This window comes from Streptomyces sp. NPDC001822, assembly GCF_042892135.1.
Classification (GTDB): Bacteria; Actinomycetota; Actinomycetes; order Streptomycetales; family Streptomycetaceae; genus Streptomyces.
Genome location: NZ_JBIATW010000028.1, coordinates 13,698 through 29,030, shown reverse-complemented (window position 1 = coordinate 29,030; position 15,333 = coordinate 13,698). Strand labels below are relative to the sequence as shown.

General features: G+C 67.9%; 11 protein-coding genes and 2 pseudogenes. 8 read left to right on the top strand and 5 right to left on the bottom strand.

What is annotated here, in order from left to right:
* Together ACFYY2_RS34450 and ACFYY2_RS34445 are read right to left on the bottom strand one after the other, a co-directional pair.
* The coding region (locus tag ACFYY2_RS34450) for a helix-turn-helix domain-containing protein (protein ID WP_388750618.1) at nucleotides 1-161 on the bottom strand (161 nt) is incomplete at its 3' end.
* A gap of 99 nt (nucleotides 162-260) precedes the next feature.
* Nucleotides 261-563, bottom strand: coding sequence for a hypothetical protein (locus ACFYY2_RS34445; protein WP_388750608.1), 303 nt, complete (start codon nucleotides 561-563; stop codon nucleotides 261-263).
* 134 nt (nucleotides 564-697) lie between these two features.
* Between ACFYY2_RS34445 and ACFYY2_RS34440 the strand changes: the two genes are divergently transcribed.
* Nucleotides 698-1,006 (top strand): hypothetical protein, encoded by a 309-nt coding sequence (locus ACFYY2_RS34440; RefSeq protein WP_388750606.1) that lies wholly within the window; start codon nucleotides 698-700, stop codon nucleotides 1,004-1,006.
* Nucleotides 1,007-1,027: 21 nt separating this feature from the next.
* Here ACFYY2_RS34440 and ACFYY2_RS34435 read toward each other — a convergent pair whose 3' ends face one another.
* On the bottom strand, nucleotides 1,028-1,153 hold the full coding sequence (locus tag ACFYY2_RS34435; protein WP_388750623.1) for a hypothetical protein: 126 nt from the start codon (nucleotides 1,151-1,153) through the stop codon (nucleotides 1,028-1,030).
* 461 nt (nucleotides 1,154-1,614) lie between these two features.
* On the opposite strand from ACFYY2_RS34435, the gene ACFYY2_RS34430 reads away from it, so the two are divergent.
* From ACFYY2_RS34430 to ACFYY2_RS34405, 6 genes and pseudogenes are all read left to right on the top strand, one after another.
* Complete coding sequence (locus ACFYY2_RS34430; RefSeq protein ID WP_388750603.1) at nucleotides 1,615-3,231, top strand: TIGR02677 family protein; 1,617 nt, start codon at nucleotides 1,615-1,617, stop codon at nucleotides 3,229-3,231.
* Nucleotides 3,228-4,553, top strand: a complete 1,326-nt coding sequence (locus ACFYY2_RS34425) for a TIGR02678 family protein (RefSeq protein WP_388750600.1) — start codon at nucleotides 3,228-3,230, stop codon at nucleotides 4,551-4,553. The genes ACFYY2_RS34430 and ACFYY2_RS34425 overlap by 4 nt, the downstream gene beginning before the upstream one ends.
* 50 nt (nucleotides 4,554-4,603) lie before the next feature.
* A complete protein-coding gene (locus tag ACFYY2_RS34420; protein WP_388750598.1) occupies nucleotides 4,604-8,794 on the top strand; it encodes a TIGR02680 family protein in 4,191 nt (1,396 codons plus the stop codon).
* Nucleotides 8,791-10,053 carry a TIGR02679 family protein gene (locus ACFYY2_RS34415; RefSeq protein ID WP_388750596.1) on the top strand — a complete coding sequence of 421 codons (1,263 nt, stop codon included), beginning with the start codon at nucleotides 8,791-8,793 and terminating at the stop codon, nucleotides 10,051-10,053. Before ACFYY2_RS34420 ends, ACFYY2_RS34415 begins: the two co-directional genes overlap by 4 nt.
* Before the next feature lie 266 nt (nucleotides 10,054-10,319).
* The gene (locus tag ACFYY2_RS34410; RefSeq protein WP_388750621.1) at nucleotides 10,320-10,517 is read left to right on the top strand and encodes a hypothetical protein; all 198 of its coding nucleotides are present in this window, start codon (nucleotides 10,320-10,322) and stop codon (nucleotides 10,515-10,517) included.
* Nucleotides 10,514-11,491: pseudogene (locus ACFYY2_RS34405) on the top strand (IS30 family transposase). Before ACFYY2_RS34410 ends, ACFYY2_RS34405 begins: the two are co-directional and overlap by 4 nt.
* 57 nt (nucleotides 11,492-11,548) lie before the next feature.
* On the opposite strand, the gene ACFYY2_RS34400 reads toward ACFYY2_RS34405, so the two are convergent.
* Nucleotides 11,549-11,881 carry a Fic family protein gene (locus ACFYY2_RS34400; protein WP_388750593.1) on the bottom strand — a complete coding sequence of 111 codons (333 nt, stop codon included), beginning with the start codon at nucleotides 11,879-11,881 and terminating at the stop codon, nucleotides 11,549-11,551.
* A 262-nt stretch (nucleotides 11,882-12,143) separates the two neighbouring features.
* Nucleotides 12,144-12,887: a hypothetical protein gene (locus ACFYY2_RS34395; protein WP_388750590.1), complete on the bottom strand. Its 744-nt coding sequence runs from the start codon at nucleotides 12,885-12,887 to the stop codon at nucleotides 12,144-12,146.
* A gap of 71 nt (nucleotides 12,888-12,958) precedes the next feature.
* Here ACFYY2_RS34395 and ACFYY2_RS34390 point away from each other — a divergent pair.
* A pseudogene (locus ACFYY2_RS34390) lies at nucleotides 12,959-15,067 on the top strand (transposase).
* Nucleotides 15,068-15,333 lie beyond the last annotated feature (266 nt).

Sequence of the window (15,333 nt, the reverse complement as noted above, 5' to 3'; positions counted from 1 at the left end):
CCGTTGCGCCAGCGTCGGCCGGTCTTCGGGTTGATCCCGACGATCCGGCACGCTTCCTTGTTGCTCAGGCCCTGCTGCATGAGCTGGGAGTATGCAGCCCGCTCAGCCGACAGCTTCCTCGGCCCCTGCGGCTTCCGGCTCCCTGGGATCTCGAAATCCATCGCACCCCTTGAACTGGGGTGTTGCGACGATCCCTAGAACCCAAGATCTGAGGGCCTTTTTGCGTTCCGGGGTAGGTCAGCCCTGGAGCCCGGACCTCGTCACATCCCAGGCGCGCCCACCTGAGCGCCGGCCTTCGGCGTGTAGCCGAACTGCTCCCGCTTCCTGAACCAGGCGACCCCGGCAGGGCATGAAGCGGTGCGCGGGTAGAGCGAGGCGACCCCGGCCTTCATCGCGCACCAGGCAATGCAGGTCGCGCAGCAGGCCATCTTGTCGGACCGCTCAAGGCCCGGGGTCTCGTCGCTGTATTTCTGATCGTTGTTCCAGTCACCGCCCGAGCGGCCTTCGTGGCAACCCTTCTCGGCGCGGGCGATGGCGATGATCTTCTGAGACTGAGCACTCACGAGGTGCCCTCCTTCGGGACATGCGAAAGGCCCCGTCCATGCGGACAGGGCCTCGGTGTTCGATCGCTCAGGGTTCGCTCGGTGATCAGCTGGTGCCTCTATAGTTCGCCCGTTGTCACCTGGGGCGTCCCGGGGTGAGCGAGGGGCTGGGGACAGTGCAAAAGACCTGGTTTGAGGTTGTGTTCCGCCGGAGACCGCATCCCGCACTGCGTGTGCTTGGGAACCTGCTGGTTGGCGGTGTTGTGATCTTTGGGATTATCGACGGCTTCAGGTTTCACGGCCTATGGCGGAGGGTCGCCCTCACCATCTGGCTTCTCGGCCTCGTGTTTGTTGGCAGGGGCATGGTTGTGGCCGTTCAGGACCTTGTGCGTCGTGGCGATGAGCGCTCGCAGAAGCAGGGAGTCCGGAGCGCTGACCGCGACGCCGCCTCTGAAGGTGGCTGACCATGCCTTACGCGCTGGACGCTAGCGACGGCTCTTTCGAACGTCGCGTCGGAACTGCTCGAAGCCAGCGCGCAGATTGATGCAGTCGAGGGCGAGTGCCACCCCGCGGCCTGCCCACTTCACTGCCTTTACCAGGATCTCGTCCACCGGCATCCTTCCTTCGACGACCGTAGTTCCCCATCAGACTTCGCTACGGCCCAGAAGGTTGTGAGCGGCTGAGACATGCGAGTCGAGACGCTCGGACACGGCCAGGCGCTCGGCGCGCTCACGGGACGGGTCGGCGCGCGGGCCGCGAATGTCCCGGCTGTGCTCGGCCCGAAGCCGCCCGCAAGCGGTGCAGTGAGCTTGGAGTCTGTCACAGCCTCCGAAGCGGGGCAGGCCGGTGGGTTTTGAGAGTGTGCAGGGCGCGGTTCGGCCGCAGATCGAGCAGAGCAGGTGGGCAGGGGACGGCAGTTCGGGCAGATCGGCCCGTCCGCGGTGCGGAAGTTGACCATGCGTGACTCACCGCAGATGCTGCAGGCTTTCCGGTTGGCAGGGTCCCTGATCAGGCAGGAGCATTTCCAGCCACACCCCAACAACACCTGAATGCTCCACGTAACCTCACAGACATGGAGGTACCCGCATCCCGTACACCGGATTTCGACGCAGAGGCGACGCGCAGGCGGCTGGACGCGTATGCCTACCTGAGCGCGCCGGAGCGGCTGGAGCATATCGCGATCATGCGGGTTTTCTGCGGCACGCTCCTTGCGGACCTGGCCGTCCCAGATGTCATGGCGAAGCTGCACGAGTCCGGCGGCCCAGGTTCTGGGCTCGATGCCGACACGCTCACGGTCCGGCTGGAACAGCTGGAGCGGTGGGGCAATCTCTTGCGCGGCAGCCACACCGTTAAGGCATCCAGCATCACCGAGTACCAGCGTTCCCGAGCGCGTTACCAGCTGTCGAGGTTGGGCGAGCGGATTCAGCGGGACGCCGATGGGGTGCTGGCTGAGGCAGATGCCGCCCGTGAGGTGAGCAACGAGCTGCTGGCCCTGGTCGAGCGTGGTCTCTGGGAGCTCGCCGAGTTGGTGGCCGGGCCGGGAGGTATCACGCCGCAGGACGGGCTGGAGCGGGTCAGCACGGTGTTCGTGCAGTTCGCGGAGTTCGCGGACTCTGTCCGGGACTTCTATGCCTACCTCGGCCAGGTGCTCGCCCGGTACGACCTTGACAGTGCCGAGTACCAGGGCTTCAAGGAACTGCTCCTGGACTACGTCGAGGCGATTACGGAGGATGTGGCCTTCCGCGCCCCCCGGATTTCTGCGGCGCTGGACATGCTGTGGCCACACCTTCCTGCCCTGCTGGACCGGCTGGACGCACACGCCCAGGGCCTCGCCGGGCTCCCCACGCAGAGGGAGGGCCGCTCGGAGGCACGGGTGCAGCGCAGCCGTGGGCGTGAGCTCGCGGACTGGGAAGGGCTGCGCGGCTGGTTCAGCGACACTGATGGCCAGGGCAGTCAGGTCGATCAGCTACGGGACGCGACCCTTCGGGCGCTCCAGTCGTTGCTGGCTAACGCAAAGCGGATGCTTCGCTCGGCCACCGGGGAGATGTCACGCCGCCGGGATCTTCTTCGGCTGGCCCGGTGGTTCGATGAGGCGGCACCGCAGGACGCGCACGACATCGCGGTCGCCGCCTTCGGGCTGTACGGCGCCCGGCATCTGGGCATACCGCCTGCTACCGACGAAATGGTCCCGGCCTACACCAGCTGGTGGACCGGTCCGGTGGTCGAGGTCCCGGTCGCACTGCGTGAGAGGGGCAGTCGCGCGCAGCGGGGCCGGGCGGCTTCGGTGGAGGACCATTCCGAGCAGAAGGAGCGGCTCAGGGAGGCTGCACGTGCTCGGGTGGCCGCAAGAAGGGCAGCGGCGGACGAGCTGCGTAGTGCTTCGGGCCGTTTCGACGATGTACGGCTCACCTCGGCCGCGCTGAGCCTGCTCCTGGAACTGTTGGCCACGGCCCTGGGGAATGCTCAGCTCAGTCGGCGTGCCGGCGGGGATGGGGGGTCGGCGTTCGGCCTGGACGCGGCATGGAGCGAGGACGCCGATCTGGGCATCCGGATCACTGTGCACCGGACGGCAGGCACCCGGACACTTCTCCACTCGGCGGACGGGGACCTGCTCCTGGACGACCTGGAGCTGCTCATCGGCCGGACCTCCGCCACAGCCGACGGTGGGGCGGCGGTGAGCGTGTCGTGACCCTTCCGTCCGCCCACGATGTGGCTCTGTCGGCCGAGCGCCGTTCCGCCGCCCGGTTGTTGCTGGCCCATCCGCTGGTCACGTCGGACGGTCCGCACGCCGATCTCTTTCCGCTGGTCCGCAGGCATGCCGACTGGCTGGCTAAGCGGTTCCAGCAGGTGCTCGGCTATCGCCTCTTGGTTGACAGCTCCTATGCCCGTTTGTTCAAGGCTGGGCTGGGGGCGGGGGCGGGCCATCAGTTTGTGCGGTCCACCGGCACTCCCTTCAGTCCGCACACTTACGCCTGTCTCGCGCTCGCTCTGTCGGTGCTGGTGACCGCGCCCGAGCAGATGCTGCTGTCGCAGCTGGTAGCCGATGTCCGGGCCGCCGCGGCCGACGCTGATGTCGAGCTGGAAGAGACGGGACGGGCAGCCGGAAAGCGCACCTTGGTCGCGGCTCTGCGCCAGCTGGTCGAATGGGGCGTTTTGATCGAGACGCATGGCCACGTGGGTGCCATCACGGCGGAAGGCGGTGGGGAGGCTTTGATCACGGTGGATCGCGAGCTTGCTCGCGTCGTCGTCGCGGGCCCGCTGGCGCAGTCCCGGGACGGTGCTGATCTGGTCCGGCGGGCGGCAGACCCGGGCTTCGGTGGGCCTCGTACCTATGTGCGCCGGATGCTTGTCGAGACGCCTGTGGTGCATCTCGACGAACTGACTGACCCTGAACGCGACTGGCTTCGCACCCGCCAGCGCCGCGAGGCTCAGGCGTTCGTCGAGCTCCTCGGCCTGGAGACGGAGATCCGCGCCGAGGGAGTGGCTCTGGTCGACCCCGAGGAAGAGCTGACCGATCTCCGCTTTCCAGGGACGGGGACCGTTGCCCAGGCCGCACTGCTGCTGGTGGAACGGCTCGTCGAACGGCTGCGTCCATCCGATCCTGGGCATCCGGCGACCGGCGGCTTTCTTGTGGTCGGAGTGGCCGTTCCGGACGGCCTGGTGGATGAAGTGCTGGCTGAACTGGTCGCGGAGTACGGCGAACGCAGCAACTGGCAGCGCGGCTACCTGGAAGATCTCCATGCTCTACGGGAAGCCGCTCTGGACCTGCTGTCCCGCATGCGGCTGCTGGCCCCGGCCGGCCCCCAGCGTGCCGAGGGAGAAGGGCTGCCCGAGGGGTACGCCGAAGAGCTTCCAGTAGGCCGCCAGGTGACGAACGTCGGCGAAGCCCGGCCCCGTGGCGGGGATTGGGTGCTGCTCGCCGCGGCAGCCCGGTACGCCACCCGCGTCACCATGCCTACGACGAGCTCGGTCCGCAAAGACGCAATCACACAGCAGGAGTTGCCGCTATGACAGCCGACGCGCGTGGCCTCATCCCGCTGCCCCGATCCAGCCCGTCGACAATGACAGCAGGAACACGCTTCCGGCTGCACCGGGCTGGCATCCAAAACGTCTGGCAGTACGACGAGCAGGAGTTCGCCTTCGGTGAGGGGCGGCTGCTGCTGCGCGGCAAGAACGGCGCCGGGAAGTCCAAGGCTCTGGAAATGCTGCTCCCGTACCTGCTGGACGGGGACTCCCGAGCGCTGGATGCAACCGGTACCGGGCGGACGACGCTCGCGTGGCTGATGCTGGACGGGTTCGCGCAAACCAACCGTCTCGGCTACCTGTGGGTCGAGTTCCGGGGTACGGACGAGGACGGTGACCACCGTTATCTGACGCTCGGCGCAGCCGTCCGCGCTTCGAAGTCGACGCAGAAGGCGTTGCCGACCTTCTTCGTCACCCCGCTGCGGGTCGGTGAAGGCCTGCGCCTGGTCGAAGCGGGCAAGCCGCTCCCCGTCGACCGGCTCAAGGAGATCGTGGGCTCCGACAACGCGACGGACCGGGCGGTCGGCCACCGTGCCCGTGTGGCGCGGGACCTCTTCGGGATCACTGACGCGACGCGCTACCGAAACCTGACCCAGCTCCTCCACCGACTGCGACGTCCCACGGTCGGGGATCGCATCGAGCACGGGGGCCTGGCCACCCTGCTGAGCGAGACTCTGCCTGGGCTCGACGATGAGGTGGTCGAGAAGGTGGCGCGTAACCTCCACGATCTGGATGCAGTACGAGACGAACTCGGCCGCCTGGAACGGACCGACACGGCGCTACGTACGTTCCTCGCCGACTACCGCCGCTACCTCGCCGGAGTCCTGCGCACATCGGCCCGCAAGGTGAGCAGCGAACTGGATGTCCTCTCCCAACATCGCCGAACGGCCGGAGACGCAGCGCAGCGAACGAGTGACCTGAAGAGGCGGGAAGAGGAGTCGGAAGCCGGGCTGGAAACTCTCCGGGAGGGGGAACAGACTGCCCGCACGGAGCTTGCCGCTCTGCACGCCAGTCACGCCTACCGCAGCCTGCGCGAGCTGTCGGAACGCCGCAGCACGGTGGAGGCCCTGCACACCACGGCCATGACCGCCTTCACCGCCCTGCACAACGCGCACGGGGCGGAAGAGGGCGCGGCGGAACGGCTGGCTGAGGGCGTCGAAGACCTGGGGAGCCGGCTCACCGAGCTGAGGGCGGAACACCGGGAGCTACTGACCCAGGCGGAGAAGGCAGGACTCCCCGCCGGACATCTCGGCGACGCGGTGGCTCTGCCACACACGGTCCGCTCCCAGGCAACGCAGACGGAGCTGAGCGCCCCGGACGGGGAACCGCAGACCATAGGACACCGGCCAGTGGTGCGGGTGGACACGGCCACGACAGATGCAGGGCTGGGATCCTGGCAGGGGCAACTGGAGAACGCCGAAACGGTCGTACGGAACCGGACACGCATGGTCCAGGAAGTGGCCCGCCTCTCCTCACAGGCCGAAGAGGCCCGGGCCAGGGCCGCGCAGGCCGACTCGGAGCGGGAACGGCAGGAGGGCGAGGCGGAGGAGGCCGCCGGGCGCCTCGAAGAGAGCCGCGAGAACGTCGCCGAGGAGAGCCGTGCTTACGCCCAAGAGGTCGCCGCGTGGGTGGAGAGCACACGGACCGCAGCGGGGCCCGGCTGTCCGCCGTTGGATGCCGTCCTCTCTGAAGTGGCCAGTGAGACCTCCTACGATGCGCCGTTCTCGGAGCGCACGCTGCCACCCGATAGCGACACCCTCGCGCGGCAGTCGGCTCACGCGGCCCTGGAACCGTACGCCGACGGCCTGACCCGGCAGCGCGACGCGCTGGCGCTTGGCGCCAGCCGGCTCGACGAGGACATCAACCGCCTGTCACAGAAAAAGCACGACTGGGAACGGCGTACCGACCCCGAGCCGCCCGCCCCCTACCACCGCACCGCAGCAAGGAACCCCGCAGATGGAGCACCCTTCTACCGGCTGGTGGACTTCGCTGAGCACATGACCTCCGCCGACCGGGCCGGCCTGGAGGCGGCGCTGGAGGCAAGCGGAATCCTCGACGCCTGGGTCAGCGTGGAAGGGGTCCTCCTCGACCCCCTCACCCGGGACACGCTTCTCCAACCAGGCCCTGAACTACTGCCAGCAGCGCAGAGTCTTGCCTCGGCTCTGCGCCCGGCCCCGCAGCCGGAGGGCGGCGTCACGTCCGAGCAGGTGGTGGCCCTGCTGGCCGCCATCGCCCTCGCGCCGGCCACGGAGGCCACCACTGCCAGCGCGGTCCACTTCGACGGAAGCTGGCGGCTGGGGACCCTGCGCGGCAGGCACCACAAGAGCGTCGCCGAGTACGTGGGGTCCTCCGTACGCGCCGAGACCCGGCGGCGCGCCCTCGCCGAACTGGCAGCCCAGCTCACGCAGACGGAGCAGCGACTGACCGACGCCCGCACCGAACTCGCCGCCGCCGATTCCAGGCGGCGGTCCATCACGCTCGCGGAACAGGACTTTCCCCTAGCCCGGCAGCTCTCCGACGCCTGGAGCAGGACCACGTCGGCCGAGAAGGCGTTGCGGGACCTGACCGCCAAAGCGACACGTGCGGCACGGCTGGCCGAGGAGGCCCGCGCTCGCGCCGTCTCGGCACGCACCGCGGCGGACGCCACCGCCACCGCCCATGACCTGCCCACCGACAGCGCTGCTCTGGACCGCGTACGCACCGCCCTGGGGACCTTGCTCAGCGGTATCGCTCACCTGCGCAGAGCGGTCAACGCCACGGCCGGCCGACTCGGCGGAAGTCAGGCGGACGACGGACGCTACGAGCGCGCCCATGAGGGACGCCTGGAGGCGGAAGGAAACTACCGGCTTCGCCTCCACCAACTGCGCACCGCGCAAGAGGATCTGCGGACCCGCGAGGCGGCCGTCGGATCGTCCGAGGAAGAGATCCTCGCCCGCGAGCAGGACGCCCAACAACGTGTCACGAACACTGCCGGCGCCATCCCAGCGGCAGAGCGCACCCACGGCGAACTGCGCGATCGGCGCGTGCGTGCGGAAGAGGACGAAAAGCGCCTGCGCGCGGAGCTGGCGGACCAGGAGACGACAGTCATCGACACTGGCCGCGCCTTCCGCGAGGCTCTCGACCGTCCGGAAGTCATCAACGGGTCGGGCCTCGAACGGTCCGCTCTGCCCGATCACGTCTCGGACAATCCCGGTTCCGACGTGCGCGAACGTCTGCGCGCACTGCGCTCACTGGCCGACGCAGTGGAACAGGCCCTCGGCCGTTCGAGGGGAGAGGTGTCGGACAGCGCCCTACTCAACCGGCACACGGAGCTGCGCGACCAACTGGCGGGCGGATACGACGCGCAGCTCGAGGAACATGACGGCATCAAGGTCTGCCGCCTGCTCGACGACCACGGTTCCCACGATGTCGCGGTTGTAGGCGAGCGCATCGCCGTCCAGACCGCAGAGGACCGGGGAAGGCTCACCGAGCGCGAACGCGAGGTGTTTCAACGCTTCCTTACGGGCGAGCTCGGCGATCACCTCTCGGTGCAGGTCATTACCGCGGCCAATCTGGTCGCGGCTCTCAACGACACCCTGAAGACCATACGGACCTCGCACGGTCTCGGAGTGGAGCTGATGTGGAAGCTCGACGACGACGTGGACGCCGACGTGCGGGCAGCCGTGGAGCTGCTACGCAGCCCATCGGGCCTCCGAACGCGTGAGCAGACCGAGCAGCTGCGCGAGGTGCTGCAACGCCGTATCGAAGACGCCCGCCGAGCCGACCCTTCGGCCGGCTACACGGCTCACCTGCGGACCGCACTGGACTACCGAGCATGGTTCCGCTTTCACACGTACGTGGTCGACGACGCTTCCCCCGGCCGTAAGAGGAAACTGACCGGACGCACCGGACTCAGCCAGGGAGAACAGCGCGTTCTCTCTTACCTCGTGCTCTTCGCAGCTGCCGCGGCCCACTTCACCAGCCTCGCCGAATCAGCACCGCACGCGCCGCGGCTGATTCTTCTGGACGATGCCTTCGCCAAGGTCGACGAACCTACCCATGGGCGTCTGGGCCGCATCCTCGTCGACCTCGATCTCGACTTCGTCCTCACAAGCGAGCGATTGATGGGCAACTGGGCTGAGGTCCCGTCCCTACACATCTACGAGTGCCTGCGCGACCCACATGTGCGCGGGGTCGCCACCTTGCACTACACCTGGAATGGCCGCCACCGGCGTCTGGCATCGGTATGAGCGGGCTTCCGACCGCCACACACGACTGGCTCGCAGGCCCCGGCCTCGCCCGGCTCTGGGACGCGGTACGCAAACGTCTGGAAGGCAACGGCGTGCAGTCCACCGGCTCCCTCCGGCTGACCGCGATGAGCACCCAGGAACGAAACGACCTGTCACTCCTGCTGGGCAAGCCCCTCACCGGCCCAGCCGTAACAGTGCGCCTCGACGCGCTCGACGAACGGCTGCGCACCTCAGCCGCAGGACTCGGACTCAGGGAGGTCCTGGAGGAGCTCGGTCCTCCGCTGAACGACCGCCGCGCGGCCCGTGACGACAGCGCCGCACAGCGCCGGCACGTGTGGTCATCGCTCGCATCCTGTCTCGATGCCTCTCCGCTCGCCGGGCAGAGGTGGACCCAGGCGTGGACCGACATACTGCGCCGCACCGGGATTCCTAGAGGAGTCGCGCCCGAAGCGGCAGTGCGGACGCTGCAGCAGGCGGTCCAGATCCTCACCGTGCTACTCGATCCGGAACGCACCGGCACACAAGGTCGAGGAGAGCTCGCCGCGACGGCAACCGGTTCGGCACACGGTCTCGACGACGGCACCTGGCTAGCTCGCATCGTCCAACGCGGCATCGCCCTAGCCCATGACATCGAGCTCCCCAGCAACGCGGCTGGCCGCCGTGCCGTGTGGCGGCTGGTCTCCATCACACCGGACGAAGTCTCAAGCACCGTGCTGACCTACGGTCTACGGCCCACCGGCGATAGCTGGCGGGAGAGCGCACTGCGAGAGCGGGCCGCCCATCACGCCGAGACCCACCTGACACCGCGCGATCTGCTCGACATGCGTCTGCAGCTGCCCGCAGGAACCGTGATCCACATCTGCGAGAATCCACGCGTGGTGGAAGCCGCAGCCGACGCCGCGTGTACCAAGCCCCTGGTTTGCACCTCCGGCAGCGCCGCCACGGTCGTCCTCACACTCCTCGACGCCCTCGCTGCCAACGGCTGCAGTTTCGTCTACCACGGCGACTTCGACTGGCCTGGCATCGCGCTGGCCAATCGGGTCATCCGCCGCTACAAAGCACAGCCGTGGCGCATGGACGCCGATGACTACGAGCGCCTCGCAGCTGACAACCAAGCAGAGGGCGTCCCTCAACTCATCCTTGACGGCTCTCCGGTCGACGCAGACTGGGACCCAAGCCTCGCCTCAGCCATGACCGCACTCGGCGTCGCGCTCCACGAAGAGGCCACCCTCGACCTGCTGGTAGGGGACCTCGCATAGGGTCACCCGCTTAACCATGGTACCCATGGCCCGCACTTTCATCTGCGGGCAAGACAGCTGCTGCCCGCGAGATCTCAGCGGCGGCACTCGACTCAGCGGTCATCCCCACCGCGGCATGTTGCGAAGGTGCTCGACCTGCCGCTCAAGTGGTACACCGACGTCGTACCGGACGAGTCCATCCTGGGGTGCTTCCGGCGGTCCGCCCGGCGATCTTCAGAAAACGATGGCACCCTCAAGTGATCAACGCACCGCCCACGGATGATCATATGATCGTGGAGGTACAGGTGCGTGACTACGGGTTCTCGCCGGCTCAGCAGGACGAGATATGGAGACGCTGGCGCGAGGGGCAGTCGTTCAGCCTGATCGGGCGGGCGCTCGGGGCGCCGATGCAGCACGCCCGCCGCTTCCTGTACCAGAGCGGGGCGTCCGCCCCGCTCCGCAAGCGCGGTCAGAACGGCATCTGAGCGGTAGCGAGCGCGAGGAGATATCCCGCGGCCTCGCCGCCGGGGAATCGGCCCCGGCAGCTGGCCAAGCGGCTGGGCCGGTCCCCTTCGACCGTCTCCCGCGAGATCGCCCGCAACGGCGGCCGAGACCGCTACCGAGCTGCCACCGCCTACGGACACGGGCGTCGACCCAAGCAGGCCAAGCTCGCCCAACGACCCGCTCTGCGCATCTTGGTGGAGGGCAAGCTGGCTCTGTGCTGGTCACCCGAGCAGATCGCAGGATGGCTGCGACGGCAGTTTCCTGGTGACGCCTCCATGCAGATCTCGCACGAAGCGATCTACCTCTCGCTCTACGACCCTCGCCGGCGCCAGGCGATCGACCGCAGCCTCACTCAGCGGCTGAGGTCAGGCAGGCCGATGCGCCGCCCGAAGCTCGCCCGCCGTCCCACGGGCCGGGGGATCACCGCGGCATGGTGTCCATCACCGATCGCCCCGCCGAGGTCGAGGACCGCAAGGTCCCCGGCCATTGGGAGGGCGACCTCGTGATGGGCACCCGGCCCTCGGCGGTCGCCACGCTGGTTGAACGCACCAGCCGCTTCACGACCATCGTTGCGCTGCCGGACGGCATCAAGGCCGAGCAGGTCACCCCGCACCTCACCAGGAGCCTCCTCGGCATCCCGCCCCAGTTGCGGCGGACGCTCACTTGGGACCGCGGCCGGGAGATAGCTGAGCACCAGACCATCACCGCCGAGACCCGAATGCCGATCTACCTCTGCAAGCCACGGAGCCCGTGGCAACGCGGCACCAACGAGAACACCAACCGGCTGCTACGGCAGTACCTCCCCAAGGGAGCTGACCTCCGCACGTTCAGCCAGGCCGACCTGGACGCCATCGCCCACGAGCTCAACCACCGTCCCTGCAAGACCCACGGCTACCGCACTCACGCAGAGGTCTACGCTGACCTTCTGAACAGCGGTGGTGCGCTGACCGCTTGAGCTCGCCATGGTTTGTTGAAGTCTGGCGGAAGTTGTCGGTGCACCCCCACGAACGCTTCAGTGCCGGCGGTGGTTGAGCACCCCGATGAGAGTGGCAAGGTCGGCGGCACCGGCCGGGTCATCCGCGTATCGAGTGGTCTGGAGGGGGCCGACCTCAGGAAGGACGATGTCCTCCCGGGCCAAAACATGGACCAAGGTCAACAGTGCGGCGCGGGCATTGCCATCGGTGAAGGGGTGGAAGAACGCCACATCGAGGTAGGCGCGGGCCGCGCGGGCCGCCAGCGGGATGTCCGGGTCGGTCGTCTCGTTCAGGCGGGAATCGAAGTCGGCCTGCGTGTTGGGGGTCAGGCCGTAGCGCTCGCGGCCGGCCTTCGCGTAGGCGTCGCTCACGCGAAACGGTGCCCGTGTCGCAGCGAGGACTTCGCACTGCCAACAGGACAGCAAGGCGAAGTCCAGTGGGGTGCGGCGTGTGGCACCCTCTCGGGCCAGTGCATATGCGGCGAGCAGACGTTCGGCGCGAATCGGGTCGCGCCGGCGAACCGGACCCTCGCACCAGGACCGGAACCCATCGCGGTCGGGCGGGAGTCGTTGTAGGGCCGGTGCACATCGCCAGTCGACCTCGCGGCGTACGCGGAGCCAGACCGAGAGGCTGTCAGTAGCGGTCATGGAGCTCCTCCAGCACTGCCCTCTCGCGATGGTCCTGGTACGGGGTGTGGCCGGTGAGGCCGACGGCGAGATCCTCGCCGACGGATTCGATCAGCGTCCGTTCCGGGGTTACCCAGCTCTTGAACCGGCCACCGATCGCGTTCTCCACCGCTCGCGCGGCTTCGGCCCGGTCCATGCCGGTGCTGGTGAGGAACCAGCCCAGGACGATCGAGGCCTGGCCGTACCAGCCGCCCTCCGCGCCCGAGTCCAGTGTGTGGGTGACGAGCCGGACGCAGGCCCGCTCCAGGTGCCAGCTGCGATCCTCTGGCGAGGCATCCGGCGGCGGTGACAGTTCGGCGAAGCGCTGGGCCGTCCGCTGCAGCCACTCCCGCCATTCCAGCAGCGCGGCCACGACACGTTCTGCGGTCTCGTCGGGGGTCGTCACCGAGCTTGGCCCGCTGACCCAGTTGCCGATGGGCCCGCCGTCGCGGTAGCACCAGCTCCATCCCCAGGCCCAGGTGCCGTATCGCTCCCGGATGATCGCGTCCACCTGACTCTCGCACCAGCGTTCGCCCTGCCACCAGCCGGCCATGCCGGAGAGCACGGGTGGCACCCATTCGCGGACCAGTGAGCGGAGGTGGGCTTCCTCGTCCTCGTCCCAGGCGAACGAGTTGCGGGCCGGGTCGAATTCATCCCAGTTCCGAATGTCCTCGTAGTTGACGCGGGGCACACGGTTGTCGGGGAAGGGCAAAGTGTCACGGTTGTACGTCAGGGCTGGCCACTCTTCCTGTCCGATGTGATCGACCCATCAGTCTCGGCTCAATGCCCCTGGGACCGCGAACGGTTTTCGGCCCTCGGGGAGTATCCGAACGGAAATCTCAGGTGGTGCAGACCGGCGGGTTCGGCGCGGTGGACGGCTTCGGCGGGTTCGCGAAGCAGTACGAGCAGATCGAGAAGGTCTCCGCCCATCACGGCAACTTCTGGGAAGTGCTGCTGTACGGGCAGATCGGCCGGGACCGGGCGGTGATGTTCTACCTGGCCGACAACGACAAGCTGAAGTTCACCGCGACCAGCGAGGACAGCCGGGTGCTGGACGCCCTCGCGCACGCCCAGCGGCACCAGGCGGCCCGCGGCGAGTACATCACCGCTTTCAACGAGGAGGGCAAGGAGGTCGACATCTCCTTCGCCACCCAGAACTGGCGCAAGGCCGTCCTCGACAAGACCCGGACCGGGCAGTTCGTGCGCAAGCACTTCGAGGCGATGGTCTTCACCGCGCTCGCCGAGGAACTGCGCACCGGCGACGTCGCGGTGGTCGGCTCGGAGGAGTACGCCGACTGGTCCGAGCAGCTGCTGGCCTGGGAGGTCGTCCAGGAGACGCTGGGGTCCTACCTGGTGGAGGTCGGCCTCGCCGAGGCGGGCGAGAGCGCCGAGTTCGACGCGAAGTTCTTCCGCCGGCAGCTTGAGGACAAGCTGCGAAACGCCGCCGCAGCGGCGGATGCCGGGTACCCGGAGAACGACGGCATGGTCATCGACCCGGAGACAGGCATCCCGTCGCTGAAGGCATTCCGGGCTGACGGCCAGCGGCCCTCGGCGAAGCGGCTGGAGCAGGAGATCAAGGCCAGGATGCCGGAGCGTTCCCTGATGGGCATCGTGGCCCGGACCGCGTACTGGGTGGAGTGGTGGCGCCGCTTCGGCCCACCGTCCGGCAACGAGCCCAAGCTCACCGACCCCCTTGGCCGCTACGTGATCGTCACGTTCGTCAAGGGCACCAACATGGGCCCGCACGAGGCCGCCCGGCACATCCCCGGCGTGAGCGGACACGAGCTGTCGTACGTCGCCAACAAGCACTTCTCGATCGCGCTGCTGAACGAGGCGATCGCCGACCTGGTGAACGCGCACGCCCGCCTCGACATCTCACAGGCGTGAGGCGACGGGACCGCCGTCGCGGCGGACGGCACCCACATGGATACCTATCTCGACAACCTGCTCTCCGAGACGAGCGTGCAGTACGGCAAGCCGGGCGGAATCGCCTACCACCACGTCTCGGACACCTACATCGCGCTGTTCACGCACTTCATCCCGTGCGGGGTGTGGGAGGCCGTCTACATCATCGAGGGCCTGCTGAAAAACACCAGCGAGGTGCAGCCGACCACCGTGCACGCGGATACCCAAGGCCAGAGCTTCCCCGTCTTTGCGCTCGCCCACCCCCTGGGCTTCGACCTGATGCCCAGGATCAGAAACTGGAAGGAACTGACCTTTCACCGGCCCTCCAAGCAGAGCGAGTACGTACACATCGACGCCCTGTTCGGCGAGCCGGGCAAGAACGTCATCGACTTCGACCTGATCGAGTCCCAGTTCCGCCACCTGATGCGCGTGGCCGTCTCCGTACGCGAGGGCACCATCTCCTCCTCCACGCCGCTCAAACGGCTGCGGTCGGGGTCGCGGAAGAACGCCACCTACGCAGCCTTCCGCGAGGTCGGCGGCGTGATCCGCACCGTCCAGCTCCTGCGCTACCTCTCGGACGCGCCGCTGCGCCGGCGGGTGACGGCGGCGACCAACAAGGTGGAGTCGTTCAACCGGTTCTCCCAGTGGATCGGCTTCGGCAACCGCGGCATCATCGCCGACAACGACCCCATCGAGCAGGAGAAGGCGATGAAGTTCAACGCGCTGCTCACGAACGCGGTGATCTTCCACAACGCCCTGGACATCGCGGAGATCGTGCGGCAGCTGCTGGAGGAGGGGTGGGAGATCGACCCGGAAGACCTGGCGCACATCTCGCCGTACCTCACCGAACACATCAACCGGTTTGGTGAGTACAGCACCCACGAACTCGGCATCCAGCCCGACGCGTACGACCCGAAACTCGACGTCGACTTCACCCCGCTGCGCGAGCAGGTCCTGACCGCCACCGGTCTCGGTCAGGCTGCCTGACCGACCACGAATTGTCTCTTCTCAGTGAAGGCAGTTGCCACAGATGCCGCTGACCTGTGTGGACTTGATTGGCTGAGACAGCTATCTCGCCCTGGGATGCCCCACTCGCCGGGGACGCCCCGGCGGCAACGGCGAACAATTGCGCCGCGCCGGCCGAAAGCTCCCGAACGAAGCCGGCTGGCCCGCCCGGCCATCCAGCGTTCGGTGGCCGGGCGGCCAGCGGCAGGCCATGCCGACATCGGTGCGGCCCGCCGGGCCGTCTGTTG

Bases quoted from the DNA above. Each gene is read 5' to 3' on its own strand.
- ACFYY2_RS34430 (WP_388750603.1), top strand. From the start codon at position 1,615: ATGGAGGTACCCGCATCCCGTACACCGGATTTCGACGCAGAGGCGACG.
- ACFYY2_RS34420 (WP_388750598.1), top strand. From the start codon at position 4,604: ATGACAGCAGGAACACGCTTCCGGCTGCACCGGGCTGGCATCCAAAAC.
- ACFYY2_RS34415 (WP_388750596.1), top strand. From the start codon at position 8,791: ATGAGCGGGCTTCCGACCGCCACACACGACTGGCTCGCAGGCCCCGGC.
- ACFYY2_RS34410 (WP_388750621.1), top strand. From the start codon at position 10,320: ATGATCGTGGAGGTACAGGTGCGTGACTACGGGTTCTCGCCGGCTCAG.